The organism is Staphylococcus sp. EG-SA-10 (genome assembly GCF_017151945.1).
GTDB lineage: Bacteria > Bacillota > Bacilli > Staphylococcales > Staphylococcaceae > Staphylococcus > Staphylococcus aureus.
On record NZ_JACVZJ010000010.1, the window covers coordinates 1 to 25383 of the forward strand.

At 31.9% G+C, this 25383-nt stretch carries 23 protein-coding genes and 1 riboswitch; of the genes, 17 read left to right on the forward strand and 6 right to left on the reverse strand.

Going from position 1 to position 25383, the window contains the following annotated elements; translation table 11 throughout:
* Positions 1-198: 198 nt before the first annotated feature.
* The 4 genes from spxA (at position 199) to pepF (ending at position 4657) form a co-directional block, all read left to right on the forward strand.
* Positions 199-594: a transcriptional regulator SpxA gene (spxA, locus tag IDG45_RS08710; protein ID WP_000258003.1), complete on the forward strand. Its 396-nt coding sequence runs from the start codon at positions 199-201 to the stop codon at positions 592-594.
* Between the two features lie 380 nt (positions 595-974).
* Positions 975-1694: an adaptor protein MecA gene (gene mecA, locus IDG45_RS08715; RefSeq protein WP_001217725.1), complete on the forward strand. Its 720-nt coding sequence runs from the start codon at positions 975-977 to the stop codon at positions 1692-1694.
* Positions 1695-1814: 120 nt separating this feature from the next.
* Positions 1815-2801 carry a competence protein CoiA gene (locus IDG45_RS08720; protein ID WP_000959278.1) on the forward strand — a complete coding sequence of 329 codons (987 nt, stop codon included), beginning with the start codon at positions 1815-1817 and terminating at the stop codon, positions 2799-2801.
* Positions 2802-2848: 47 nt separating this feature from the next.
* Positions 2849-4657, forward strand: a complete 1809-nt coding sequence (gene pepF / locus IDG45_RS08725) for an oligoendopeptidase F (protein ID WP_000082725.1) — start codon at positions 2849-2851, stop codon at positions 4655-4657.
* Positions 4658-5117: 460 nt separating this feature from the next.
* Here the strand turns inward: pepF and yjbH are convergent, their stop codons facing one another.
* The 3 genes from yjbH to IDG45_RS08740 all read right to left on the reverse strand — a co-directional run bounded on the left by yjbH (position 5118) and on the right by IDG45_RS08740 (position 7009).
* Complete coding sequence (yjbH, locus tag IDG45_RS08730) at positions 5118-5924, reverse strand: protease adaptor protein YjbH (RefSeq protein ID WP_000896694.1); 807 nt, start codon at positions 5922-5924, stop codon at positions 5118-5120.
* 22 nt (positions 5925-5946) lie between these two features.
* On the reverse strand, positions 5947-6312 hold the full coding sequence (locus tag IDG45_RS08735; RefSeq protein ID WP_000214067.1) for a truncated hemoglobin YjbI: 366 nt from the start codon (positions 6310-6312) through the stop codon (positions 5947-5949).
* Between the two features lie 103 nt (positions 6313-6415).
* Positions 6416-7009, reverse strand: a complete 594-nt coding sequence (locus IDG45_RS08740) for a CYTH domain-containing protein (protein ID WP_000224616.1) — start codon at positions 7007-7009, stop codon at positions 6416-6418.
* A gap of 185 nt (positions 7010-7194) precedes the next feature.
* Here IDG45_RS08740 and IDG45_RS08745 point away from each other — a divergent pair, with 185 nt between their 5' ends.
* The 7 genes from IDG45_RS08745 to fabI all read left to right on the forward strand — a co-directional run bounded on the left by IDG45_RS08745 (position 7195) and on the right by fabI (position 14179).
* Positions 7195-7542: a UPF0738 family protein gene (locus tag IDG45_RS08745; protein WP_001242107.1), complete on the forward strand. Its 348-nt coding sequence runs from the start codon at positions 7195-7197 to the stop codon at positions 7540-7542.
* Between the two features lie 16 nt (positions 7543-7558).
* The gene (gene yjbM, locus IDG45_RS08750) at positions 7559-8194 is read left to right on the forward strand and encodes a GTP diphosphokinase (RefSeq protein ID WP_001077683.1); all 636 of its coding nucleotides are present in this window, start codon (positions 7559-7561) and stop codon (positions 8192-8194) included.
* A gap of 16 nt (positions 8195-8210) precedes the next feature.
* Positions 8211-9020 (forward strand): NAD kinase, encoded by an 810-nt coding sequence (locus IDG45_RS08755; protein ID WP_001270834.1) that lies wholly within the window; start codon positions 8211-8213, stop codon positions 9018-9020.
* The gene (locus IDG45_RS08760; protein WP_031927829.1) at positions 9017-9871 is read left to right on the forward strand and encodes an RluA family pseudouridine synthase; all 855 of its coding nucleotides are present in this window, start codon (positions 9017-9019) and stop codon (positions 9869-9871) included. Before IDG45_RS08755 ends, IDG45_RS08760 begins: the two co-directional genes overlap by 4 nt.
* A gap of 20 nt (positions 9872-9891) precedes the next feature.
* On the forward strand, positions 9892-11277 hold the full coding sequence (gene mgtE / locus IDG45_RS08765; RefSeq protein WP_000062408.1) for a magnesium transporter: 1386 nt from the start codon (positions 9892-9894) through the stop codon (positions 11275-11277).
* Positions 11278-11286: 9 nt separating this feature from the next.
* Positions 11287-13131, forward strand: coding sequence for a monovalent cation:proton antiporter family protein (locus tag IDG45_RS08770; protein WP_000395153.1), 1845 nt, complete (start codon positions 11287-11289; stop codon positions 13129-13131).
* A 277-nt stretch (positions 13132-13408) separates the two neighbouring features.
* Positions 13409-14179 (forward strand): enoyl-ACP reductase FabI, encoded by a 771-nt coding sequence (gene fabI / locus IDG45_RS08775; protein WP_000933195.1) that lies wholly within the window; start codon positions 13409-13411, stop codon positions 14177-14179.
* Between the two features lie 195 nt (positions 14180-14374).
* Here fabI and cozEa read toward each other — a convergent pair whose 3' ends face one another.
* Entirely contained in the window at positions 14375-15460 is a 1086-nt protein-coding gene (gene cozEa / locus IDG45_RS08780) for a lipoteichoic acid biosynthesis protein CozEa (RefSeq protein WP_000933105.1), read from the reverse strand.
* Positions 15461-15801: 341 nt separating this feature from the next.
* Here cozEa and IDG45_RS08785 point away from each other — a divergent pair, with 341 nt between their 5' ends.
* The 3 genes from IDG45_RS08785 to IDG45_RS08795 all read left to right on the forward strand — a co-directional run bounded on the left by IDG45_RS08785 (position 15802) and on the right by IDG45_RS08795 (position 18974).
* Positions 15802-17370, forward strand: a complete 1569-nt coding sequence (locus IDG45_RS08785; protein WP_000570704.1) for an alanine/glycine:cation symporter family protein — start codon at positions 15802-15804, stop codon at positions 17368-17370.
* 142 nt (positions 17371-17512) lie between these two features.
* The gene (locus IDG45_RS08790) at positions 17513-18271 is read left to right on the forward strand and encodes an esterase family protein (protein WP_000889177.1); all 759 of its coding nucleotides are present in this window, start codon (positions 17513-17515) and stop codon (positions 18269-18271) included.
* 193 nt (positions 18272-18464) lie between these two features.
* The gene (locus tag IDG45_RS08795) at positions 18465-18974 is read left to right on the forward strand and encodes a YjcG family protein (protein ID WP_000600387.1); all 510 of its coding nucleotides are present in this window, start codon (positions 18465-18467) and stop codon (positions 18972-18974) included.
* Between the two features lie 112 nt (positions 18975-19086).
* On the opposite strand, the gene ltaA is transcribed toward IDG45_RS08795, so the two are convergent.
* Together ltaA and IDG45_RS08805 are read right to left on the reverse strand one after the other, a co-directional pair.
* Positions 19087-20277, reverse strand: coding sequence for a lipoteichoic acid biosynthesis MFS flippase LtaA (gene ltaA, locus IDG45_RS08800; RefSeq protein ID WP_181424279.1), 1191 nt, complete (start codon positions 20275-20277; stop codon positions 19087-19089).
* Entirely contained in the window at positions 20255-21430 is a 1176-nt protein-coding gene (locus IDG45_RS08805) for a diglucosyl diacylglycerol synthase (RefSeq protein WP_000258650.1), read from the reverse strand. Before IDG45_RS08805 ends, ltaA begins: the two co-directional genes overlap by 23 nt.
* Positions 21431-21862: 432 nt before the next feature.
* Between IDG45_RS08805 and IDG45_RS08810 the strand changes: the two genes are divergently transcribed.
* Genes IDG45_RS08810 through IDG45_RS08820 form a run of 3 tightly spaced genes read left to right on the forward strand, consistent with a single transcriptional unit; the run spans position 21863 to position 25150 of the window.
* The gene (locus tag IDG45_RS08810; protein WP_000340127.1) at positions 21863-23347 is read left to right on the forward strand and encodes a UDP-N-acetylmuramoyl-L-alanyl-D-glutamate--L-lysine ligase; all 1485 of its coding nucleotides are present in this window, start codon (positions 21863-21865) and stop codon (positions 23345-23347) included.
* Positions 23337-23588, forward strand: coding sequence for a YueH family protein (locus IDG45_RS08815; RefSeq protein ID WP_000247588.1), 252 nt, complete (start codon positions 23337-23339; stop codon positions 23586-23588). The genes IDG45_RS08810 and IDG45_RS08815 overlap by 11 nt, the downstream gene beginning before the upstream one ends.
* Positions 23588-25150, forward strand: a complete 1563-nt coding sequence (locus IDG45_RS08820) for a peptide chain release factor 3 (RefSeq protein ID WP_001049957.1) — start codon at positions 23588-23590, stop codon at positions 25148-25150. The genes IDG45_RS08815 and IDG45_RS08820 overlap by 1 nt, the downstream gene beginning before the upstream one ends.
* Positions 25151-25269: 119 nt before the next feature.
* A riboswitch (yybP-ykoY riboswitch) is annotated at positions 25270-25377 on the forward strand.
* Positions 25378-25383: the final 6 nt, after the last annotated feature.

Sequence of the window (25383 nt, forward strand, 5' to 3'; positions counted from 1 at the left end):
ACTAACAAAGGGATTAATAATCTTTTTTATAAGTGTAGAAACTTATCTGAAAAATTAGGTTTTTCTCATTTAATTTTAATGTTAGATAGTTATAATAAATAGTAACGATTAAGAATTTTAGAAAAAAATGTTTTTTCTTGATCTATAACTAAATTTTAAGCAATGAATTTTATTCATTCAAATAGGAGAGTGAGATGTATGGTAACATTATTTACTTCACCAAGTTGCACATCTTGCCGTAAAGCGAAAGCATGGTTACAAGAACATGACATTCCGTATACGGAGCGTAATATTTTTTCTGAACATTTAACAATTGATGAAATTAAGCAAATATTAAAAATGACTGAAGACGGTACTGATGAAATCATTTCTACACGTTCTAAAACATACCAAAAATTAAATGTTGATATTGATTCACTACCATTACAAGACTTATATTCAATCATTCAAGATAATCCTGGCTTATTACGTCGTCCAATTATTTTAGATAATAAACGACTACAAGTTGGTTATAATGAGGACGAGATTCGACGTTTCTTACCTAGAAAAGTTCGTACGTTCCAATTACAAGAAGCACAACGTATGGTTGACTAATAACCATTTAACTATGTGTCATACTTTACTAAAAGATATGTCAAGCAACGCTATTTCTATAGTGTTGCTTTTTTGGTTTTAATTTTACAATAATTGCTTAGTATCTTTTAAAGGCTTTTAAATCAAATGTGCAATTGTTAATATAGCTCTATATTAGAGTGTTTTGGATGAAACATTTGCTATGATAAGGTAAAATTAAATTAAGAAAGTGCTTTAATGCTTTAACTGTATAAATCATTTAAATAGTTTTGCTACAACGAATATGTTATTATAAGTTACCAAAATATTTTAGAGAAAGAAATCAAACAAATATATTGTATTTTGTTTGATGCTTTAATACAATGTGGATACTATTCATCGACTGTAAGGAGTGAGATGATATGAGAATAGAACGAGTAGATGATACAACTGTAAAATTGTTTATAACATATAGCGATATCGAGGCCCGTGGATTTAGTCGTGAAGATTTATGGACAAATCGCAAACGTGGCGAAGAATTCTTTTGGTCAATGATGGATGAAATTAACGAAGAAGAAGATTTTGTTGTAGAAGGTCCATTATGGATTCAAGTACATGCCTTTGAAAAAGGTGTCGAAGTCACAATTTCTAAATCTAAAAATGAAGATATGATGAATATGTCTGATGATGATGCAACTGATCAATTTGATGAACAAGTTCAAGAATTGTTAGCTCAAACATTAGAAGGTGAAGATCAATTAGAAGAATTATTCGAGCAACGAACAAAAGAAAAAGAGGCTCAAGGTTCTAAATGTCAAAAGTCTTCAGCACGTAAAAATACAAGAACAATCATTGTGAAATTTAACGATTTAGAAGATGTTATTAATTATGCATATCATAGCAATCCAATAACTACAGAGTTTGAAGATTTGTTATATATGGTTGATGGTACTTATTATTATGCTGTACATTTTGATAGTCATGTTGATCAAGAGGTCATTAATGATAGTTACAGTCAATTGCTTGAATTTGCTTATCCAACAGACAGAACAGAAGTTTATTTAAATGACTATGCTAAAATAATTATGAGTCATAACGTAACAGCTCAAGTTCGACGTTATTTTCCAGAGACAGCTGAATAACGATATTAATTAAGCAACGCACTATGAAAGGAGACTCTTTGGAGTCTCTTTTTTTATTGATTTCAAAAGCTGAAAAAGTAATAGTAGTTAAACTTACGTGTAATATTTTGAGGTGAAGATATGTTAGTAGCTTTAAATGAAGAAAAGGAACGCGTGTTAGCAACTACTGCATTGAGAAAGACACAATATTTTTGTCCGGTGTGTGGCAAGCAAGTTATTTTAAAGCGTGGGCTCAAAGTAATTAGTCATTTTGCACATAAACATTTAGCGGAACAAAAATGTTTTAATAATGAATCGATTAAACATTATAAAAGTAAATTGATTTTAGCACAGATGATACAGCAACAAGGATGTAAAGTAGAGATAGAGCCATTTTTAAAAGAAATAAAACAAATTCCGGATATTTTGATTAATAATAAATATGTTATTGAGCTACAGTATTCGCCAATTCCTTATAAACAGATTCTTCAACGAACGGAAGGTTTAAAGAAAATGGGATATAAAGTAAGTTGGTTATTAAATGATGTTGATTATTGTCATAATAAAGTGAAGTTCAATCATTTTCAAAGTATGTTTATTAATCCAATCACTCGAAAACTTCATACGTTTAATTTAGAGAAAAAACAAATAATGATGTTTCAACAAATACAATATATAGGCGGGCACAAATATGTCGCTGAAAAAGGGAATGCCAAAATTAGTGAGTTGTTTAATGAGGCGCCTTGTGATTATCATGCTGTTTATAAATTATCAAAGTTTGCAATTAATCAATATATCAAATATTGTCGCTGGCAAAATTCTGTTTTAGAACCCACTTTAAGTGCAATGTATCAGTTACAGTTAACTGTTCAAGAAGTAGTGCACAATTATGGTTATATTTTTCCAGAGCAAATTTATATTGAAAATCATCCAATTGAGTGGCAATTACAAGTTGATTTATGGTTAAAGAATGGAAAAAGCAAATTACTAAGTGACAATCTTAATTATTTTAAACTGAAAAAGTTTATTGTTGCTCTAGATAGCAAAACAGCAATTATAGAAAAACTTATTAACAATTATTTAAATATTTGTTCAGATAGAGGTAATGACGTGCAAATTTTGTTCTAAAATGAGAAAATTATATCAATTATATTTTATTAGGAGGTTTACTACATATGAGTCAACAATTATCGAGAGAAGAACAGGAACGTAAATATCCTGAATATACATGGGACTTAACAACAATTTTCAAAGATGATGAAGCTTTTGAGGCTGCATTTAAAGAAGTTGAAAATGAGTTAGGCAAAGAAGAACAATTTAAAGGACACATTGGTGATAGTGCTGAAACATTATACAATGCGTTAGAATTAGAAGATACATTAGGTACTAAATTAGAAAAAGTATATGTATACGCGCACCTAAAACAAGACCAAGATACAACGAACGACAAGTATACTGGTATGGAGTCAAGAGCACATCAATTAATTATTAAATTTAGCTCGGCATGGAGTTTCTTAGTGCCAGAGATTTTACAAATTGATGAAGATAAAATTCAATCATTTGTAAATTCATATGATAAATTACAAAAATTCGCATTTGATTTGAAGTTGATTAATGAAAAACGTCCTCATATTTTAGATGCTGAAACTGAAAAGTTATTAACAGAAGCGCAGGACGCGTTATCAACGCCATCAAATGTATACGGTATGTTTAGCAACGCTGATTTAGTATTTGAAGATGCGATTGATAAAGATGGAAATGCACACCCGTTAACACAAGGTACATTTATTAAGTATTTAGAATCAGATGATCGCAAACTAAGAGAAAGTGCTTTTAGAAATGTATATAAAGCATATGGTGCTCATAATAATACGCTTGGCGCTACGCTAGCAGGTGAAGTGAAGAAAAATGTATTTAATGCTCGTACACACAATTACAAAACTGCAAGAGAAAAAGCATTGAGTAATAATCATATTCCAGAAAATGTATATGACAATCTAGTAAAAACTGTACATAAATATTTACCATTGCTACATAGATATACTGAATTGCGCAAAGAATTGCTAGGTTTAGATGACTTGAAAATGTATGATTTATATACACCATTAATTAAAGATATTAAGTTTGAAATGCCTTATGAAGAAGCTAAAGAGTGGATGTTAAAAGCTTTAGAACCAATGGGTGAAGAATATTTAAATGTAGTTAAAGAAGGCTTAAACAATCGTTGGGTCGATGTCTATGAGAATAAAGGTAAACGTTCAGGTGGCTATTCATCAGGTGCACATTTAACTAATCCATTTATTCTACTTAACTGGTCTAATACTATTTCAGACTTATACACATTAGTTCATGAATTTGGACATTCAGCACATAGTTACTTCAGTAGAAAATTCCAACCGTCAAATTCTAGTGACTACACTATTTTTGTCGCTGAAGTAGCATCAACTTGTAACGAAGCACTTTTAAGCGATTATATGGATAAACATCTTGATGATGAAAAACGCTTATTATTATTAAACCAAGAATTAGAACGTTTCAGAGCTACATTATTCCGACAAACAATGTTCGCAGAATTTGAGCATAAAATTCATGCAATTGAAGAAGCAGGTGAACCATTAACGCCAACTAGAATGAATGAAGAATATGCCAAATTAAATAAATTATACTTCGGTGATTCTGTAGAAACTGATGAAGATATTAGTAAGGAATGGTCACGTATTCCACACTTCTATATGAATTATTATGTATATCAATACGCAACTGGTTACAGTGCAGCTCAAAGCTTAAGTCATCAAATTTTAACAGAAGGTAAGCCAGCAGTAGATAGATATATTAATGAATTCTTGAAAAAAGGTAGCTCAAATTATCCAATTGAGATATTAAAAAATGCTGGTGTAGATATGACAACACCTGAACCAATTGAACAAGCTTGTGAAGTTTTTGAACAAAAATTGAACGCTTTTGAAAAATTAATGAAAGCTTAGTACTATTGTATTCGCTTACATTATGAACAGATTGTGACAATTTAAATTAAGTACTATTAAAAGGTTGAAATGGGAGAGATAGCGTGTTATATTATGAACATGAAATTAATCACATAACAAACATACCCCTTTGTTTGAAGTGAAAAATTTCTCCCATCCCCTTTGTTTAGCGTCGTGTATTCAGACACGACGTTTTTTTTATGTTCTTTTTTAATAAGAGGGAAGTGAAGTTATATAAAAATGTATTAAATATACACTTTTTATACATTAATGATTAATATATGTCTATTATGTACCAAATTCATAATTTGTATAATTTTCGAACCGCTTAAATTCGAAAAACATCACTAATATTTTTAGATCGATGCGTAACATTACGTTCTAATAATTTAATGTTGCAAAATTAAGTGTCAATAAAAAGACCTCGTTACATTTATGGTGTACGAGGTCTTTAAGTTATTTATTTTGATTTGATTTTAGGCATTTTAGATTTCCAGAAATCGCCATCTGGATATTTAAGTTTTTCAATTTTTTGTTGAATAGCTAACTTCTTTAACTCCTTGTTTAAAAGTTTTTCTGGCCATTCATAAATAGTAAGTAATTCTTCCATCGTTACAAGTTGTTGTTGCTGTATATAAGTTTCTAGTTTAGGAGGAAGATTCTTTTCGATAGGTTTACCCATCAATTCATTAATTATATAAGTATAGATGTGATATGGGTATAATCCTTCGACTTTTAAACCTTCTTCATGAACATCTTCGCTAAAGAAAACGAGAGAAGGGGCTTTTTCGATTTCCATTTCTCTTGCAATATGCAAATCAATTTTCAAGCTTTCAGTTAGTTTACTTTTTTGTAAGTCGTCTTTAAATACTTCTAAATCAATACCAGCATTTTGAATACAGTCACAAATCATTGATTCTGTAATAATATCTCTTTTAGGTATGATTTCATTTTGCATTAAATGTATAAATCGTTCGGCACGTACACGACCTTGTAACTCAGCTGCTTTATAAGCTAGGGCGATGTTATCAAAGTTGGATGTACTTTGAGCTTGGCATTTCGTTAATACTTTTAACGAAGGATTTAATATATGTCTGATACGTATATATTGATTATATTCAATTCTTAATTTGGATAAGATTGCTGATAATTTGAAGCAATCGGAGCTAAATGGATCGAAAAATGAATAAATTTCGATTTTACTTACAGGTGATAGATTAATATCTTCACGACTCTTATTTTCCATTATTCGTAATTCTCCAGCCATGTTTATTCACCTACAATTAATTTTAGGAATTCACCATATGATTAGCAGTTAATCTTAAGCGCTCAAATAAATAATCTCCAACACCTTGTGGAAACGCAGCGCGATTAATTGCTGTCTGCATATTTTCTAACCATGCATCTCTTTCAAATTCAGTGATTGTAAACGCCATATGTCTTTTTCTTAGCATAGGATGTCCGTGTTCTTCGGTATAAATGTTTGGACCGCCCAAAAACTGTGTTAAAAATTGTTTTTGTTTACGACTTGTTTCTGCAAAATCCCCTGGAAACAGGTGATTAAGTCGTTCATCTTTTTCTACAAGGGTGTAAAAATAATCAATCATATCGTATAACGCTTCTTTACCAATGATGTCATATGGTGTTGTTGTCATTTAATCACCCATTTTCAAAAATTTACTGTTACGAACTTAAGTTAATATATAACTAATATAACATGATTTTAAACATTTGAAAGAAATATGCATATTTGCCAATTTAATTTATATTGTTTGAAAGTGTTTCTTTTTTCTTAAAAAAACGTTGAACTTTATTTAAAGGTTGATGATGTTCGAGGTTTAGTTCGTTTAATAAAGATTGGAACTTTTGTGAACCTTGATTATAGTCTTTAACTTCGAACTCTAACTCATAATCCGTAGTATCGAAATACTCACTTTTATCTAAAACAAGTAAATCACCTTTATATTTAGTTTCTTGGCGATATGTCGTTAATGCGCCAAGTATTGATAAAGTTGTATCCTTTACACCAAACTGTTCAACTATAATTTGACGAATGTCATCTGGAAGATTGTCGTTTGAAATAATCAAGTTCATCTCTGGTTTAATGTCGACGATATAGTTGTATTCTATTAGACCAACCTTTGCTGGTGTCTTTAAAGTCATTTCATATTGATTGTCTTTAACTCTTATGCGTAGTGCAGAGCGATGTTCCTTTAATTTGAAATCGGGTGTATCAATATAGTAATTGACTTGCTTAAACAGCACACTGTCTTTAAAATATTTCTCTTGCAATTTATTATAGATTGATGCAGTTATCATTTGTTTAAATTCTATTTCATGATTTGTTGCCATGATATGTATACACCTCGTATCAAATTCAATTTATCTTAACTATATTATGAATGACAAAGTTGAATTTTAAAAGTAATTTCCTTTATCTATTATCAATGTTAATTTGACCATTAAAAATAGTGTTCGTAAGTGTTTTGTATTATTGAATTGTGTTAAAATGTTATGGAATAAGAGGAGGATTAAGCATGCGTTTATATATTAATGAAATTAAAATTAAAGATGACACACTTTATTGTTATACAGAAGATTCTATTAAAGGATTATCTGAAGTAGGACAAATGCTCGTTGATAGTGATAATTATGCCTTTGCGTATACATTAGATGATGGTAAAGCGTATGCTTATCTCATTTTCGTACAAGAAACATGGACGATGTTGCATGAAAACATGACTAAAAAAATTATTATCAATGATGAACTAGAATTGACTGAATTCCACCAAGAACTTACTTATATTTTAGACAACATAAAAGGAAATAATAATTATGGTAAGGAATTTGTTGCAACCGTTGAAGAAACATTCGACATTGAATAAAGCGGGGTGAAGCACTATGAATCAATGGGATCAGTTCTTAACACCTTATAAGCAAGCGGTTGATGAGTTGAAAGTGAAACTTAAAGGCATGCGCAAACAATATGAAGTTGGTGAACAAGCGTCGCCAATAGAATTTGTTACTGGTCGTGTTAAACCAATCGCTAGTATTATAGATAAGGCAAACAAACGACAAATACCATTTGATAGGTTAAGAGAAGAAATGTACGATATCGCTGGTTTAAGAATGATGTGCCAATTTGTTGAAGATATTGATGTTGTCGTCAATATTTTAAGACAAAGAAAAGATTTTAAAGTAATTGAAGAACGAGATTATATTCGTAACACTAAAGAAAGTGGTTACCGCTCGTATCATGTCATTATTGAATATCCAATCGAAACATTACAAGGCCAAAAATTTATATTGGCTGAGATTCAGATTCGTACATTAGCAATGAATTTCTGGGCAACGATTGAACATACTTTACGATATAAATATGATGGTGCTTATCCGGATGAAATTCAACATCGTTTGGAAAGAGCGGCAGAAGCAGCGTATTTACTTGATGAAGAGATGTCTGAAATTAAAGATGAAATTCAGGAAGCTCAAAAATATTACACGCAAAAACGTTCTAAAAAACATGAAAATGATTAACGAGGTGTTATAAATCATGCGTTATACAATTTTAACTAAAGGTGACTCCAAGTCTAATGCCTTAAAGCATAAAATGATGAACTATATGAAAGATTTTCGCATGATTGAGGATAGTGAAAATCCTGAAATTGTTATTTCAGTTGGTGGTGATGGTACATTACTACAAGCATTCCATCAGTATAGCCACATGTTATCAAAAGTGGCATTTGTTGGAGTTCATACAGGTCATTTAGGATTTTATGCGGATTGGTTACCTCATGAAGTTGAAAAATTAATCATCGAAATTAATAATTCAGAGTTTCAGGTCATTGAATATCCATTGCTTGAAATTATTATGAGATACAACGACAACGGCTATGAAACAAGGTATTTAGCATTAAATGAAGCAACGATGAAAACTGAAAATGGCTCAACACTTGTTGTGGATGTTAACTTAAGAGGGAAACACTTTGAGCGATTTAGAGGCGATGGATTATGTGTATCAACACCTTCGGGTTCAACGGCTTATAACAAAGCGCTAGGTGGCGCACTGATACACCCTTCACTTGAAGCAATGCAAATTACAGAAATTGCCTCAATAAATAATCGTGTGTTTAGAACGGTAGGATCACCACTTGTATTACCAAAGCATCATACATGTTTAATATCACCAGTTAATCATGATACCATTAGAATGACGATAGATCATGTTAGTATCAAACATAAAAATGTTAATTCAATACAATACCGTGTAGCAAATGAAAAAGTGAGGTTTGCACGTTTTAGACCATTCCCATTCTGGAAACGTGTACACGATTCTTTCATATCAAGTGATGAAGAACGATGAAATTTAAGTATCATATATCACACCAAGAAACTGTTAAAACTTTTTTAGCACGACATGATTTTTCTAAGAAGACAGTGAGCGCCATTAAAAATAATGGCGCTTTAATTGTTAATGATGAACCAGTCACAGTGCGTAAGCAATTAATGCCAAATGATATATTAGAAATTCATTTACCGCGAGAAATACCGAGTGTTAATTTAATACCTTATGCTCGTAAGCTAGAAGTATTGTATGAAGATGCTTTTATCATCATAGTTACTAAACCAAACAATCAAAATTGTACGCCTTCGAGAGAACATCCTCATGAAAGTTTAATCGAACAGGTACTATATCATTGTCAGGAACATGGTGAAAATATTAACCCACATATTGTTACGCGTCTAGATCGTAATACAACTGGTATTGTGATATTTGCTAAATATGGACATATCCATCATTTATTTTCTAAAGGAAACTTGAAAAAAATATATACTTGCCTTGTATATGGTAAAACTCATACATCTGGTATTATTGAAGCTAATATTAGACGGTCAAAGGATAGTATTATAACTAGGGAAGTTGCCTCGGATGGTAAATACGCTAAAACATCTTATGAAGTAATAAATCAAAATGATAAATATAGTTTGTGTAAAGTTCATTTGCATACGGGACGTACACATCAAATTCGTGTACATTTTCAACATATTGGGCATCCAATTGTGGGAGATTCTTTGTATGATGGTTTTCATGATAAAATTCATGGTCAAGTACTGCAATGTACGCAAATATATTTTGTTCATCCAATCAATAAGAACAATATTTATATTACAATTGATTATAAGCAATTACTTAAATTATTCAATCAACTCTAATTCACACAGGGGGTGTAAGTATGTCAATGAACACAGATGAAAAAGAGCGTGTTCAAGAGGAATTATATGATGAGACATTATTAGATCAATACTTAGAAAATGATGATATTGATCAATTTAGAGATGAATTTCTAGCATTACACACATATGAACAAAGTGAGTATTTTGAAGATACTACCGATGAAAATAGACAAAAGATTTTTCAATATTTATCACCTGAAGAGGTTGCAAATTTCTTTGATCAATTAGATATTGATGACGATGAATATGAGTTGCTATTTGATAAGATGAATGCGACATACGCTAGTCACATATTAGAAGAAATGTCATATGATAATGCAGTAGATATTTTAAATGAGTTGACTAAACCAAAAGTTGCTAGTCTTTTAACATTGATGAATAAAGATGACGCGAATGAAATCAAAGCGCTACTTCACTATGATGAGGATACGGCCGGCGGTATTATGACGACGGAGTATTTATCACTTAAAGCGCATACGCCTGTTAAAGAAGCGTTATTATTGGTCAAAGCGCAAGCGCCAGACGCAGAAACAATCTATGTGATTTTTGTCGTTGATGATGTTGGTAAATTAGTAGGTGTTTTATCGCTAAGAGATTTAATTGTAGCTGAAAATGATGCTTATATTGAAGATATTATGAATGAACGTGTCATTAGTGTGAATGTAGCAGACGACCAAGAAGATGTTGCTCAAGTTATGAGAGACTATGATTTCATGGCTGTACCTGTTATAGATTACCAAGAACATTTGCTTGGTATCATCACGATTGATGATATTTTAGACGTTATGGATGAAGAGGCTAGTGAAGACTACTCTCGTTTAGCCGGGGTTTCAGATATTGATTCGACTAATGATTCAATCATCAAAACAGCATTAAAACGTTTACCATGGTTGATTATTTTAACATTTTTAGGAATGATTACTGCGACAATTTTAGGGAGATTCGAAAAAACATTAGAAAATGTAGCGCTACTCGCAGCGTTTATTCCTATTATTAGTGGTATGTCAGGAAATTCAGGTACACAGTCTTTAGCCGTTTCAGTTCGTAACATTACGACAGGGGAAATTAATGAGCAAAGTAAATTTAGAATTGCATTAAGAGAAGCGGGAAGTGGTGTATTATCGGGTGTTGTATGTTCAACAATATTATTTACAATTATTGTTGCAATATATCATCAGCCACTTTTAGCATTAATCGTTGCAGGAAGTTTAACTTGTGCGATGACAGTGGGGACGTTTGTAGGTTCGATGATTCCATTATTGATGAATAAGTTGAATATCGATCCAGCAGTGGCTAGCGGACCATTTATTACAACAATTAATGATATTATTAGTATGTTGATTTATTTTGGTTTAGCTACATCATTTATGGCTTACTTAATTTAAGGAGGAGTTATGGAGTTTTTATCTTTAGTTATTGTTGTTTTAGCAGCGTTTTTAACTCCAATAATTGTCAATCGATTAAATATTAATTTCTTGCCAGTTGTTGTTGCAGAAATTTTGATGGGGATTGTGATTGGAAATTCATTTCTAAATATAGTAGAAAGGGATTCAATTCTAAATATTTTATCAACGTTAGGCTTTATCTTTTTAATGTTTTTAAGTGGTTTAGAAATTGATTTTAAAGCTTTTAAAAAAGATAAACGCGCACGTCAAGGACAAAATGATGATGAATCCTCAATTCCAGGGCATCTTAATCTAGCGTTAACTGTATTTGCATTTATTATGATTATTTCGATTCTTTTAGCGTATGTATTTAAATGGCTTGGATTAGTGGATGATGTGTTATTAATGGTGATTATCATTTCAACTATTTCCTTAGGCGTAGTTGTTCCAACCTTAAAAGAAATGAATATTATGAGAACAACTATAGGGCAATTTATCCTATTAGTAGCAGTACTTGCGGACTTAGTAACTATGATTTTATTAACGGTCTATGGTGCAATCAATGGTCAAGGCGGCAGTACAATATGGTTAATAGGTATATTAGTTGTTTTCACAGCAATTTCGTATATTTTAGGTGTTCAATTTAAAAGAATGTCATTTTTACAAAAATTGATGGATGGTACGACGCAAATCGGTATTCGTGCGGTGTTTGCATTAATAATATTATTAGTAGCCCTAGCAGAGGGAGTTGGCGCAGAAAATATATTAGGTGCATTCTTAGCCGGTGTCGTTGTTTCATTATTAAATCCAGATGAAGAAATGGTTGAAAAGTTAGACTCATTTGGTTACGGGTTCTTTATTCCTATTTTCTTCATAATGGTTGGTGTAGATTTAAACATACCTTCATTAATTAAAGAACCGAAATTACTAATTATCATACCGATTTTAATCGTTGCATTTATCATTTCAAAATTAATTCCAGTCATGTTTATTCGACGTTGGTTTGATATGAAAACAACGATTGCATCAGCATTTTTATTAACATCAACATTATCGCTCGTGATAGCTGCAGCCAAAATTTCAGAAAGATTAAATGCTATTTCAGCTGAAACGTCAGGTATATTAATTTTAAGCGCAGTCATTACATGTGTATTCGTTCCGATTATTTTCAAAAAACTGTTTCCAGTTCCAGATGAGTTTAACCGTAAAATTGAAGTTAGTTTAATTGGCAAAAATCAATTAACGATTCCTATAGCGCAAAATTTAACATCTCAGTTATATGACGTGACATTATATTATCGCAAAGACTTGAGTGATCGTCGTCAATTGTCGGATGATATCACTATGATAGAAATTGCTGATTATGAACAAGATGTTTTAGAACGACTAGGTCTGTTTGACCGAGACATAGTTGTTTGTGCCACGAATGACGATGATATTAACCGAAAAGTTGCTAAATTAGCCAAAGCACATCAAGTTGAGCGTGTCATTTGCAGACTTGAAAGCACAACGGACGATACAGAGTTAGTTGATTCAGGTATTGAAATTTTCAGTAGCTACTTAAGTAATAAAATCTTATTAAAAGGTTTAATTGAAACACCTAACATGTTGAATTTATTAAGTAATGTTGAAACGTCACTATATGAAATCCAAATGTTAAATTATAAATATGAAAATATTCAATTACGTAATTTCCCATTCGGAGGAGACATCATCTTCGTGCGTATTATCCGTAATAATGAGTCGATTGTTCCGCATGGAGATACACAATTGCGATATGGTGATCGCTTAATTGTTACCGGTGCTAAAGAATACGTTGATGAATTGAAGCAAGAGTTAGAATTTTATTTTTAACAATAATGATATTAAAATGCAGGCTTATTTTAGTACGACGTAAAATTAATGATTTTAAAATGCTTGTATGTATATGATTTTGATAAATAAATGCTTTTTACGTAAATCAAGTTTGATACAGAAAGGACTAAATCAAACATTTATCGTTGTAATACGTTTAAATAACTTTATTAAAAAGTCATAATAGTGTTAAAATGTATTGACGAATAAAAAGTTAGTTAAAACTGGGATTAGATATTCTATCCGTTAAATTAATTATTATAAGGAGTTATCTTACATGTTAAATCTTGAAAACAAAACATATGTCATCATGGGAATCGCTAATAAGCGTAGTATTGCTTTTGGTGTCGCTAAAGTTTTAGATCAATTAGGTGCTAAATTAGTATTTACTTACCGTAAAGAACGTAGCCGTAAAGAGCTTGAAAAATTATTAGAACAATTAAATCAACCAGAAGCGCACTTATATCAAATTGATGTTCAAAGCGATGAAGAGGTTATTAATGGTTTTGAGCAAATTGGTAAAGATGTTGGCAATATCGATGGTGTATATCATTCAATCGCATTTGCTAATATGGAAGACTTACGCGGACGTTTTTCTGAAACTTCACGTGAAGGTTTCTTGTTAGCTCAAGACATTAGTTCTTACTCACTAACTATCGTTGCTCATGAAGCTAAAAAATTAATGCCAGAAGGTGGTAGCATTGTTGCAACAACATATTTAGGTGGCGAATTCGCAGTTCAAAACTACAATGTGATGGGTGTTGCTAAAGCGAGCTTAGAAGCAAATGTTAAATATTTAGCATTAGACTTAGGTCCAGATAATATTCGCGTTAATGCAATTTCAGCTGGTCCAATCCGTACATTAAGTGCAAAAGGTGTGGGTGGTTTCAATACAATTCTTAAAGAAATCGAAGAGCGTGCACCTTTAAAACGTAATGTTGATCAAGTAGAAGTAGGTAAAACTGCGGCTTACTTATTAAGTGACTTATCAAGTGGCGTTACAGGTGAAAATATTCATGTAGATAGCGGATTCCACGCAATTAAATAATATCATTCAACAGCTTTGTTCACGTTATTATATATGTGAGCAAAGCTTTTTTTGCTTTTATAATAATCGGACTGATGGAAAATTATTTGATATTTCATCTGACTGATTTTTTATGCACAAAAAAATCGCCTCAAAAGCTGTAGTTTCAACTTTTGAGGCGATAGTATCTTATATTATTAAAAGACATCCACAGAATTAGTCCTTAACATTACTGTTTGCTTTATCAATAATGCGTTGGCGGTATTTGAAAATATTACTAACAACCGTTTTAAGTACAGCATATAATGGCACTGCAATCAGAACTAATGTAAAGCCACCTAAATCTCCTGCTGCTAAAATAACAACGATAATTGTTAAAGGATGGATACTTAAAGATTTACCCATTACATTTGGTGTAATGATATTACCTTCAAGTTGGTGTGCAATTAATGTAATGATACAAACCCATATAAATGTAGTAGGACTATCTATAATACCGAGTATTGCTGCAGGTGCAAATGATAACCATGAACCTAAGAAAGGAATTAAGTTTGCGACACCAGCAAATAGTACTAATAAAGGAATATATGGTAAGTCAATAATTGAATAACCGATATATAAGAATATACCTAAAATAACACTGACAGTTACTTGACCTTGAATGTAAGATTTTAATGTAAAGTTTAAATCAGTTAATAAATCTACGAAAAATACTTTACGTTCACCTTTGAAAAATTTAGCAACAGCTGGGATAAATTTTTCATGGTCTTTTAACATATAAATTAAGAAGAATGGAACCATAATCAATAAGAAGATGGTTGAAATTAATGATGTAATGTACTGCAATGAATTAGATAAAATATTAGTAACGCCATCACCCATTGATTTGACCATATTTGTAATTCTACTTGTTACATCTTCAGGTAATTTATCCATTTGAGCTAGTGCGAATTTAATAATTTGCTCTGCTTCTTTTTGTAGGGCAGGTGTTTGACTAATTAAATTGTTGATATTTGAAATGATGATAGGTGCAACAAACGCAACAATTAAGCCGATAATAGCAAACAAAGCTAACATGATTGTTGTTATACTAGCCCATCTTGGAAAACCGACTTTTTCAAGTAAGTTTTGAAAAGGTAGACAGATATAAAATAAAAAACCACTAATTAAAAATGGAAGAAATACAGAACCGATGATTGTAGCTATTGGAGTAAATACTTCGTGCACTTCCATAAATAGTTTGATGAGAATGAACAGCATAATCAGAGCGATGCCAGTTCGGAACCAAACCTTGTTTAACATAAACGATGTTCCTCCTATTTTTCTAAACTTAGTTATTATTTAGTATATCCTAAATAGCAGTGCTTAAAAAGGTTAATATTTTTTAAATATACTTAAATTAACCATTCACTTTCTATTTTAAGATATTTACTTTCAATTGTTTGTGAGACTTTTCAATGACTCGTAAGTCTGCAAATGGATCAAACATTACCAATTTATATGAATAACTTATTTTAATATTAAACGTGATTAAATAATGAAATGATCATATTATTATTTATAAGAATATTCTGAAAAATATATTGAAGTGTCTCGTGCTTAATCGTATAATATTTTTATGTTTAAACAATAGGGGGAATCTTATGATTGAAAAATTAGTAACCTTTTTAAATGAGGTTGTTTGGAGTAAGCCATTAGTTTATGGTTTGCTAATTACTGGTGTGCTATTTACATTGCGTATGCGATTTTTTCAAGTTAGACATTTTAAAGAAATGATTCGATTAATGTTTCAAGGAGAGAAGTCTCCTAATGGTATTTCAAGTTTTCAAGCGATAGCCATGTCTTTAGCAGGCAGGGTTGGTACAGGTAATATTGTCGGTGTATCTACTGCAATATTTATAGGAGGACCTGGTGCAGTATTTTGGATGTGGATTACTGCGTTTTTAGGTGCAAGTAGTGCTTTTATTGAATCTACACTTGGTCAAATATTCAAGAGAGTTGAAAATAATGAATACCGTGGTGGACCAGCGTATTATATAGAATATGGTATTGGTGGTAAATTTGGTAAAATTTACGGAATTATCTTTGCTATTGTTACGATTATCTCAGTAGGTCTATTGCTTCCTGGTGTGCAATCTAATGCTATAGCAAGTTCTATGCATAATGCGATTCATGTTCCACAATGGTTAATGGGTGGTATTGTTGTAGTTATTTTGGGATTAATTATTTTTGGTGGTGTACGTAGTATTGCCAATGTTGCAACAGCCGTTGTACCATTTATGGCAATTATTTACATACTAATGGCTGTCATTATCATTTGTATCAATATACAAGAAGTGCCAGCGTTATTTGCATTAATTTTCAAATCAGCATTTGGATTACAATCTGCTTTTGGTGGTATCGTTGGCGCAATGATAGAGATTGGTGTTAAACGTGGATTATACTCAAATGAGGCTGGTCAAGGTACAGGTCCACACGCAGCAGCGGCAGCAGAAGTATCACATCCAAGTAAACAAGGTCTAGTACAAGCATTTTCAGTTTATATTGATACATTATTTGTATGTACTGCAACTGCTCTGATTATACTTATTTCTGGTACATATAATGTGACTGATGGTACGGTTAATGCGAATGGCACACCGCATTTAATTAAAGACGGTGGGATTTATGTTGAAAATGCAACAGGCAAAGATTATTCAGGTACTGCGATGTATGCACAAGCCGGCATTGATAAAGCGTTCCATGGCAGTGGTTATCAATTTGATCCTACTTTCTCTGGCGTAGGTTCGTACTTTATTGCATTTGCTTTATTCTTCTTTGCATTTACTACAATTTTGTCGTACTACTATATTACAGAAACAAATGTTGCTTATTTAACGCGTAATCAAAATAATCAAGTTTCATCGGTATTTATTAATATTGCTCGTGTGATTATTTTGTTCGCTACATTTTACGGTGCAGTTAAAACAGCTGATGTAGCATGGGCATTCGGTGATTTAGGTGTAGGTCTAATGGCTTGGTTAAATATCATTGCGATTTGGATTTTACATAAGCCTGCCGTAAATGCTTTAAAAGATTATGAAATTCAAAAGAAACGTTTAGGCAGCGGTTATAATGCAGTTTATCAACCTGATCCGAATAAATTACCTAATGCTGTCTTTTGGTTGAAGACATATCCAGAACGTTTAAAACAAGCACGTGCCAAAAAGTAGTCAACTTTTAGTTATGGTATATGTAGTGATCATTTGATTAAAAAGAAAAAGTATTGAGAATTTTAGGTGCTCAGAAATTTGAATTTTAAAATATAGTGTCTCTTGGTACAATAATAATACAATTACTAGGGGGCACTTTTTTATGTTGGAATTTAAAGCTGGAAAGATTAATAAACATGTTTTATATAGTGATATTTTAAATAGAGATGTCACACTAAGTATTTATTTGCCAGAATCTTATAATCAACTTGTTAAATATAATGTCATTCTTTGCTTTGACGGATTAGATTTTTTACGTTTCGGGAGAATACAACGTACATATGAATCGTTAATCAAAGAAGCGCGTATTGATGATGCGATTATTGTCGGATTCCATTATGAAGACGTTGATAAGCGTAGAGAGGAATTTCATCCACAAGGAAGTCGTTCTCATTTAACTATTCAATCAGTCGGTAAAGAAATATTGCCATTTATTGACTCGACGTTTTCTACACTGAAAGTAGGTAATGCAAGGTTATTAGTAGGGGATAGTTTAGCGGGTAGTATTGCCTTATTAACGGCGTTGACCTATCCAACGATTTTTAGTCGTGTAGCAATGTTAAGTCCACATTCAGATGAAAAAGTATTAGATAAGCTAAATCAATGTGCTAATAAAGAACAATTGACAATTTGGCATGTCATTGGTCTGGATGAAAAAGATTTCACTTTACCAACAAATGGTAAGCGTGCCGATTTCTTAACACCGAATAGAGAATTAGCTGAACAAATTAAGAAATATAATATAACTTATTATTACGATGAATTTGAAGGTGGTCACCAATGGAAAGATTGGAAACCATTGCTGTCAGATATATTATTGTATTTTTTAAGTAAAAACACAGATGATAAACTTTATGAATAATTTACATTAGTAGATTTAGTATGAATTGTCTTCATATAGTCTGGTCTATAATATAATTTATAAAAGATTTTACTGTTTAATTTAATTTAAATTTGTCGAAATTGCAAAAGATGTATAATGAATTATTTTTAATGTAACGGTTTTCAAAGAAATTTGATATAATAGCAATAGGTTAAACAAAGGAGGAATTCAGATGATTTTAGGATTAGCATTAATTCCATCAAAGTCATTTCAAGAAGCGGTGGATTCTTACCGTAAAAGATATGATAAACAGTATTCACGAATTAAACCACATGTGACAATTAAAGCGCCATTTGAAATTGAAGATGGTGATTTAGATTCTGTCATTGAACAGGTTAGAGCTCGTATTAATGGTATACCAGCAGTAGAAGTTCATGCTACAAAAGCTTCTAGCTTCAAACCAACGAACAATGTGATTTACTTTAAAGTTGCGAAGACGGACGACTTAGAAGAATTGTTTAATCGCTTTAATGGAGAAGATTTCTATGGAGAAGCTGAACATGTTTTTGTGCCACACTTTACAATAGCACAAGGGCTATCTAGCCAAGAATTCGAAGATATTTTTGGTCAAGTAGCATTAGCTGGGGTAGACCATAAAGAAATTATCGATGAATTAACTTTGTTACGTTTTGACGATGACGAAGATAAATGGAAAGTTATTGAAACGTTTAAATTAGCTTAAGTAACATAATAGTATTGTTAATCGTAGTATGTTTGAATTAATAAGAAAATGGTCATTTTTATTGAATGTAATAAAAATGACCATTTTCTTTATTTTAAAATACGTTTTAAACTTACTTAGCTTTTTCTCTATTTGCTATAAAGTAGCTTCCATAAAATACAGCTAAGACTAAAAAGATTAATGCCGAGAAATAAAATGTATTGTTTAAATTGTTGGTAAATTGTGTAATTAATCCGCCAAATAATGGCCCGATCATTGAGCCGAATCCTTGGATACTATTAAAAACACCCCAGGTTTCTTCTTGTTCATCTGATTTGATAAATCGTGCCATAAAGGTATTCCATGCTGGTAATAAGATGCCATACATTAGACCGATAGCTAAAGCGATAATCCACACGATGTGAATATTAACAATCATAGATAGAGTGAAAATTAATATCATGTATAAAATAAATCCGCTTAGAATAACACCATACATAAAGTTTCTGCTGCGGTTATCTATTAGTTTCGATAAAAATAGCATCGAAACTGCACAGCCGATACCACCAATAATGATTGCAACAGTATATTCAATTGTGCTTACGTTAATAACCTTAGTAGCATATGTTGGTAATATAGGAACTAGGGCAGCAATTGCGGCACCTTGTAAAAGAATACCAGGGAACAACAATAAATGGCGCTTTGTCACATCAACAATTTGTCTCAATTGAGCTTTAACTGGACGAGTATTATAATTTGTTAACTTTACATCGACAAAATAATATAATATCCATGCAATTAAAACGACTAAAGACATCATGAAGGCAAAGCGTGTTGGGTGCACTTTGATAAGTAGATTCATAAAAACCATACCTATCAATAGGCCTAACAACCATGAAAAATAAACATAGCCCATTTGTTTGCCACGTTTATCTTCTTCAACACTGGATAACATAATGACCCAAATAGGACTAACTGCAATACCGAGCATCATAGCACTAAATATGATTATAAAAGGTGATGCTGGAAACCAAATAACTAAAAATAAACTTGTAAATGCTAAAATAAATCCAGTCGTTAAAACGATTTTTGTGCCGAATTTTTTCAGTAAAAAGCCTATAACAAAGTTTGTAGATGCATCAGCAATAAAATGTATTGAAAATGCTAGAGACGTTATTGCTACAGCAATGGATGTAACTGTTGGCAAGAAATTAATATAGCTTAGGATATACATGCCTCTCGCAAATTCCATTAAAAATAAGATAATAAGCATTAAAATGAAATTTTTATGATTAGCGTAATTATTTAACGAAGAATCTTGCATATAAAGGAACCTTTCCATAAATCTCTTGTGGTTGTGATGAATGACCGATTAAATCAAGTAAGTCCCTACATATTGTCTGTGTAGCATACTTAATTTTATCTTGTTCCATTGTACTAATCATGTTAGTTAATTGCTCATTACCATTCGTTAAACTAGCTACAATTTTTATTGCTTCTTCTGGAGTATCAGCGATTTTACCAAAACCTTTTTCTTCAAAGTAAAGGGCATTTTCAAGCTCTTGACCAGGTGCAGGATTTAGGAAAATCATTGGAATACAACGGGCGAAACCTTCAGTTATTGTGATACCACCAGGTTTCGTAATCATAAGTTGACTTGATGCCATCCATTCATTCATGTGTTTGGTATAACCTAGAATCAATACATTCTCGTTAGATTTAAACTTAGCTGTTAAAGAACGCTTTAGCTCTTTGCTCTTACCACAAATCATAACTACTTGTGCATTTGCACTTTTCGCTAATATATCAGTGATCATCGTGTCAAAACCTTTAGATACACCAAATGCACCAGCTGACATTAAAATAGTTTGCTTATCTGGATCTAAGTTGTTGTCTATTAACCACTGCTTTTGATTAATAGGTGTTTCAAATTTGTTATCAATAGGAATACCTGTCACTTTAACTGTTGAAGGATCAATACCTACGTCTATGAAGTCTTGTTTCGTTTCTTTTGTTGCCACATAATATCTTGTTGAATACGGCGTAATCCAGTTTTTATGTAAGCGATAGTCTGTCATCACTGTAGCAACTGGAATATTAATGTTAAATTGCTCAGTTAGTACCGACATAACTGGTGTAGGAAACGTTAATAATATTAAATCTGGCTTTTCTTTTATCAATAAATTAATTAATTTATTAAGTCCATAGTATTTGTAGAAACATTTGTCTAGTTTATCTGGGCGGCTGTAATAAAACCCTTTGTACATATTTCTAAAATATTTAAAGCTATTGATATACCATTTTTTACAAATAGAAGTCAAAATTGGATGAGCTTCCATAAATAAATCGTGCTCAATGACGCTTAAATGGTCTAGATTCATATCATTAAGTTGATTAACGATACTCTGTGTAACTTGCATATGACCGTTACCGAATGAGCCAGTAATAATCAATATCTTTTTATTTTGAGTAACCATTAATAGCCACCCTCCGTTAGTTTGAAAATTTTATTTAAGTGTAACTTATTTTACGGCATTATAAAAGAAATAAAGACGCAAAGTCGTTACATTTATAGCAATTTTAATCAATAGTTGAATTGATACAAAATAAAACGTTATTTTATAAAGCAATTTATTGTTCTATGTTTTATTTGTATATTTAAAATTATCCAGTATACAATTATAGCATATTTTTGGAAACAATTATGATATTATACCATGTTACAAGATGGTTTTAATAATTTAAGATGAGCCATAATTGTGAAACTAATTCATAATACCTTAAGTTTTATTTTTAATAGTAGAAATTAGAAAATGCTGATTAGTAGGATATATCAGTGAAATTATAAATTTATTAACATCAACAAAACGTGTATAATAAACATATTGTAGAAAAAGGAGCGGTTCAGTTTGGATGCAAGTACGTTGTTTAAGAAAGTAAAAGTAAAGCGTGTATTGGGTTCTTTAGAACAACAAATAGATGATATCACTACTGATTCACGTACAGCGAGAGAAGGTAGTATTTTTGTCGCTTCAGTTGGATATACTGTAGACAGTCATAAGTTCTGTCAAAGTGTAGCTGATCAAGGGTGTAAGTTGGTAGTGGTCAATAAAGAACAATCATTACCAGCTAACGTAACACAAGTGGTTGTGCCGGACACATTAAGAGTAGCTAGTATTCTAGCACACACATTATTTGATTATCCGAGTCATCAGTTAGTGACATTTGGTGTAACGGGTACAAATGGTAAAACTTCTATTGCGACGATGATTCATTTAATTCAAAGAAAGTTACAAAAAAATAGTGCATATTTAGGAACTAATGGTTTCCAAATTAATGAAACAAAGACAAAAGGTGCAAATACGACACCAGAAACAGTTTCATTAACTAAGAAAATTAAAGAAGCAGTTGATGCAGGCGCTGAATCCATGACATTAGAAGTATCAAGCCATGGCTTAGTATTAGGACGACTGCGAGGCGTTGAATTTGACGTTGCAATATTTTCAAATTTAACACAAGACCATTTAGATTTTCATGGCACAATGGAAGCGTACGGACACGCGAAGTCTTTATTGTTTAGTCAATTAGGTGAAGATTTGTCGAAAGAAAAGTATGTCGTGTTAAACAATGACGATTCATTTTCTGAGTATTTAAGAACAGTGACGCCTTATGAAGTATTTAGTTATGGAATTGATGAGGAAGCCCAATTTATGGCTAAAAATATTCAAGAATCTTTACAAGGTGTCAGCTTTGATTTTGTAACGCCTTTTGGAACTTACCCAGTAAAATCGCCTTATGTTGGTAAGTTTAATATTTCTAATATTATGGCGGCAATGATTGCGGTGTGGAGTAAAGGTACATCTTTAGAAACGATTATTAAAGCAGTTGAAAATTTAGAACCTGTTGAAGGACGATTAGAAGTTTTAGATCCTTCGTTACCTATTGATTTAATTATCGATTATGCACATACAGCTGATGGTATGAACAAATTAATCGATGCAGTACAGCCTTTTGTAAAGCAAAAGTTGATATTTTTAGTTGGTATGGCAGGCGAACGTGATTTAACTAAAACGCCTGAAATGGGGCGAGTTGCCTGTCGTGCAGATTATGTCATTTTCACACCGGATAATCCGGCAAATGATGACCCGAAAATGTTAACAGCAGAATTAGCCAAAGGTGCAACACATCAAAACTATATTGAATTTGATGATCGTGCAGAAGGGATAAAACATGCAATTGACATAGCTGAGCCTGGGGATACTGTCGTTTTAGCATCAAAAGGAAGAGAACCATATCAAATCATGCCAGGGCATATTAAGGTTCCACATCGAGATGATTTAATTGGCCTTGAAGCAGCTTACAAAAAGTTCGGTGGTGGCCCTGTTGGTCAATAAAAGACTTATTGATGAAGGTAAAACTATTGATGTTTATTTATTCGAAGCATTAAATGACCAGATAATCATTGCTATACCAGATTGGTTTTGGTCATATCAGATGGCAATGACATTAGATGAAGAAACTTGTTTTGAAGCAATACTCATGCAATTGTTTGTTTTTAAAGAAGAGGAAGAGGCAGAATCGATTGCATCACAACTAACAGATTGGATAGAAACATATAAAAAGGAGAAAGACTAATGAACTTAAAGCAAGAAGTTGAGTCTAGAAAGACTTTTGCGATTATTTCACATCCCGATGCAGGGAAAACAACGTTAACTGAAAAACTATTGTACTTCAGTGGTGCCATTCGTGAAGCGGGTACAGTTAAAGGGAAGAAGACTGGTAAATTTGCGACAAGTGACTGGATGAAAGTTGAACAAGAGCGTGGTATTTCTGTAACAAGTTCAGTAATGCAATTTGATTACGATGATTATAAAATCAATATCTTAGATACACCAGGGCATGAAGACTTTTCAGAAGATACGTATAGAACATTAATGGCAGTTGACAGTGCTGTCATGGTCATTGACTGTGCAAAAGGTATTGAACCACAAACATTGAAGTTATTTAAAGTTTGTAAAATGCGTGGTATTCCAATCTTTACATTCATTAATAAATTAGACCGAGTAGGTAAAGAACCATTTGAATTATTAGATGAAATCGAAGAGACATTAAATATTGAAACATACCCTATGAATTGGCCAATTGGTATGGGACAAAGTTTCTTTGGCATCATTGATAGAAAGTCTAAAACAATTGAACCATTTAGAGATGAAGAAAATATATTACATTTGAATGATGATTTTGAGTTGGAAGAAGATCATGCAATTACAAATGATAGTGCTTTTGAACAAGCGATTGAAGAATTAATGTTGGTTGAAGAAGCGGGTGAAGCCTTTGATAATGACGCGCTGTTGAGTGGAGACTTAACACCTGTATTTTTCGGTTCAGCTTTAGCTAACTTTGGTGTACAAAATTTCTTAAATGCATATGTTGATTTTGCGCCAATGCCAAATGCGAGACAAACAAAAGAAGAGGTTGAAGTAAGCCCGTTTGATGATTCATTTTCAGGATTTATCTTTAAAATTCAAGCCAACATGGACCCTAAACACCGTGATAGAATTGCCTTTATGCGTGTCGTTAGTGGTGCATTTGAACGTGGTATGGATGTTACTTTGCAACGTACTAATAAAAAGCAAAAGATCACACGTTCAACGTCATTTATGGCAGACGATAAAGAAACTGTGAATCATGCTGTAGCAGGCGATATCATTGGACTATATGATACTGGTAATTATCAAATTGGAGATACTTTAGTTGGGGGAAAACAAACCTACAGTTTCCAAGATTTACCACAATTTACGCCAGAAATTTTTATGAAAGTTTCTGCTAAAAACGTCATGAAACAGAAGCATTTCCATAAAGGTATTGAACAATTAGTACAAGAAGGTGCGATTCAATACTATAAAACATTACACACAAACCAAATTATTTTAGGTGCTGTTGGTCAGTTACAATTTGAAGTTTTCGAACATAGAATGAAAAACGAATATAATGTTGATGTTGTTATGGAACCAGTAGGCCGTAAAATTGCACGTTGGATTGAAAATGAAGACCAAATTACAGATAAGATGAACACATCAAGATCGATTTTAGTGAAAGATAGATATGACGATTTGGTATTCTTATTTGAAAATGAATTTGCAACAAGATGGTTCGAAGAGAAATTCCCTGAAATTAAATTGTATAGTTTACTTTAACGGCTCAATTGTATAATCGAATTTGTTACTTTAAAAATAATTGTTTCGTTGAAGAAAAATAAATTGTATATTTTAAAAGAAAAAGGTATACTATGATGTATCAAATGAATAACCTATGGCATTTTGTCAGAGGGGAGTAACTTAAGAATCATGACCGTATAAATGATTCGACACTTTATCGTCATTACGAAGATATCTTCCGGTAAAGTGGGCAATTTAAATTGCTTAGTGAG

Bases quoted from the DNA above. Each gene is read 5' to 3' on its own strand.
- spxA (WP_000258003.1), top strand. From the start codon at position 199: ATGGTAACATTATTTACTTCACCAAGTTGCACATCTTGCCGTAAAGCG.
- mecA (WP_001217725.1), top strand. From the start codon at position 975: ATGAGAATAGAACGAGTAGATGATACAACTGTAAAATTGTTTATAACA.
- IDG45_RS08720 (WP_000959278.1), top strand. From the start codon at position 1,815: ATGTTAGTAGCTTTAAATGAAGAAAAGGAACGCGTGTTAGCAACTACT.
- pepF (WP_000082725.1), top strand. From the start codon at position 2,849: ATGAGTCAACAATTATCGAGAGAAGAACAGGAACGTAAATATCCTGAA.
- yjbH (WP_000896694.1), bottom strand. From the start codon at position 5,924: ATGGCTGGAGAATTACGAATAATGGAAAATAAGAGTCGTGAAGATATT.
- IDG45_RS08735 (WP_000214067.1), bottom strand. From the start codon at position 6,312: ATGACAACAACACCATATGACATCATTGGTAAAGAAGCGTTATACGAT.
- IDG45_RS08740 (WP_000224616.1), bottom strand. From the start codon at position 7,009: ATGGCAACAAATCATGAAATAGAATTTAAACAAATGATAACTGCATCA.
- IDG45_RS08745 (WP_001242107.1), top strand. From the start codon at position 7,195: ATGCGTTTATATATTAATGAAATTAAAATTAAAGATGACACACTTTAT.
- yjbM (WP_001077683.1), top strand. From the start codon at position 7,559: ATGAATCAATGGGATCAGTTCTTAACACCTTATAAGCAAGCGGTTGAT.
- IDG45_RS08755 (WP_001270834.1), top strand. From the start codon at position 8,211: ATGCGTTATACAATTTTAACTAAAGGTGACTCCAAGTCTAATGCCTTA.
- IDG45_RS08760 (WP_031927829.1), top strand. From the start codon at position 9,017: ATGAAATTTAAGTATCATATATCACACCAAGAAACTGTTAAAACTTTT.
- mgtE (WP_000062408.1), top strand. From the start codon at position 9,892: ATGTCAATGAACACAGATGAAAAAGAGCGTGTTCAAGAGGAATTATAT.
- IDG45_RS08770 (WP_000395153.1), top strand. From the start codon at position 11,287: ATGGAGTTTTTATCTTTAGTTATTGTTGTTTTAGCAGCGTTTTTAACT.
- fabI (WP_000933195.1), top strand. From the start codon at position 13,409: ATGTTAAATCTTGAAAACAAAACATATGTCATCATGGGAATCGCTAAT.
- cozEa (WP_000933105.1), bottom strand. From the start codon at position 15,460: ATGTTAAACAAGGTTTGGTTCCGAACTGGCATCGCTCTGATTATGCTG.
- IDG45_RS08785 (WP_000570704.1), top strand. From the start codon at position 15,802: ATGATTGAAAAATTAGTAACCTTTTTAAATGAGGTTGTTTGGAGTAAG.
- IDG45_RS08790 (WP_000889177.1), top strand. From the start codon at position 17,513: ATGTTGGAATTTAAAGCTGGAAAGATTAATAAACATGTTTTATATAGT.
- IDG45_RS08795 (WP_000600387.1), top strand. From the start codon at position 18,465: ATGATTTTAGGATTAGCATTAATTCCATCAAAGTCATTTCAAGAAGCG.
- ltaA (WP_181424279.1), bottom strand. From the start codon at position 20,277: ATGCAAGATTCTTCGTTAAATAATTACGCTAATCATAAAAATTTCATT.
- IDG45_RS08805 (WP_000258650.1), bottom strand. From the start codon at position 21,430: ATGGTTACTCAAAATAAAAAGATATTGATTATTACTGGCTCATTCGGT.
- IDG45_RS08820 (WP_001049957.1), top strand. From the start codon at position 23,588: ATGAACTTAAAGCAAGAAGTTGAGTCTAGAAAGACTTTTGCGATTATT.